The organism is Catellatospora bangladeshensis (assembly GCF_016862575.1).
GTDB classification, from domain to species: domain Bacteria; phylum Actinomycetota; class Actinomycetes; order Mycobacteriales; family Micromonosporaceae; genus Catellatospora; species Catellatospora bangladeshensis.
The window spans coordinates 1-1,463 of record NZ_BONF01000093.1; the positions used below are offsets into that span (position 1 = coordinate 1).

At 68.6% G+C, this 1,463-nt stretch carries 1 protein-coding gene; it reads left to right on the forward strand.

Annotated features, from left to right (window positions below):
- Window positions 1-102: 102 nt before the first annotated feature.
- Window positions 103-1,463 (forward strand): IS4 family transposase (locus Cba03nite_RS39360; RefSeq protein WP_203757670.1); only part of this gene is annotated, 1,361 nt, incomplete at its 3' end.

Sequence of the window (1,463 nt, forward strand, 5' to 3'; positions counted from 1 at the left end):
TTGACTTAAGGGTGGGGCGGTGTGGTCAAGACCGCCCGTGCTGCGAAAAGCAACAGGACTCCTCAATATCAGTTCGACCAAGAATTGACCTGAGGAGTCCCGTTGCAGCAGCAGTCTGCCATCACGCGAACGATCACGGTAGCGGCCGGGGTGTTCGCCCCGGGTCATCTGGGCGAGTTGACACAGATCCTGGACTTCGACCTGGTAGACGCGGTCGTGGCGGAGACCGGCACGGTGCAGCGGCGGGTCCGGCTGCTGCCCTCGCGGGTGCTGGTCTTCTTCGTGCTGGCGTTGGCGCTGTTCGAACGGTGCGCTTACCGGCAGGTGTGGGCCAAGCTGACTGCGGGCCTGGGCGGGCTGGTGGTGGCGTGCCCGAGCGCGTCGGCGTTGAGCCGGGCCCGGCGCAGGGTCGGCCCCAAACCGCTGCGTGCGCTGTTCGAGGCGGTGTCCGGTCCGGTGGCCTGGACCTCGGCCCGATCGGCGTTCTGGCGAGGACTGCGCACTGTCGCGATCGACGCCACGATGCTGCACGTGCCCGACACGTCGGCGACCGTGGCCCGCTACCCCAAACGGCAGGGTCCGGCGGCGGGTTTCGGCTACCCGTACCTGCGGCTGGTCGTGCTCATCGAGTGCGGAACCCGCGCGCTGCTGGGTGCCGCGTTCGGCCCGGAGAGCACCGGCGAACACGCCTACGCCCGCCGGCTGCTGGACAAACTCGACGCGGGAATGCTGCTGCTGGCAGACGCCTACTACGACAGCTGGCGCCTGCTGGCCGAGATCACCGCCACCAGCGCGCACTACCTGTGCCGCTCCGGCGCGGGCCGCGTCCCGCTGATCCTGACCCGGCTGCCCGACGGCTCCTACCTGTCCGCCCTGGGCCACGGCCGCCTGCGCGTACGCGTCATCGAGGCACTGATCGAGGTCAGCCTCACCGACGGCACCACCCGCACCGAACAGTGGCGACTGATCACCAGCCTGCTCGACCCCGCCCACCACCCCGCGGCCGAACTCGTCGAGCTCTACCACCAGCGCTGGCAGATCGAAACCACCTACCTGTCGATCAAGTCCACGATCCTTGACGGCCGGGTCCTGCGCTCACACCACCCCGCCGACATCGACCAGGAGATCTGGGCGCTGCTGACCGTCTACCAGGCCATCATCCGCCTGACCGCCGACGCGGTCACCGCACTGCCCGACACCGAACACCATCGCGCAAGTTTCACCATCGCCCTGGACACCGCACGCGACCAGGTCATCACCGCTCAAGCAGTCATCCCGCCCGACGGCCCCGCCGTGCTGGTCGGCGCAATCGGGCGGGCAGTGCAGAACAACCTGCTGCCCGCCCGCTGCCACCACCGCACCAAAGCACGCACCCGCAAGAACCCGACCAGCAAATACGGCCCCAACGCCGGCCGGCACCCACAACAGACCCAGATCTACACCCTGCACGCCACCATCACGAT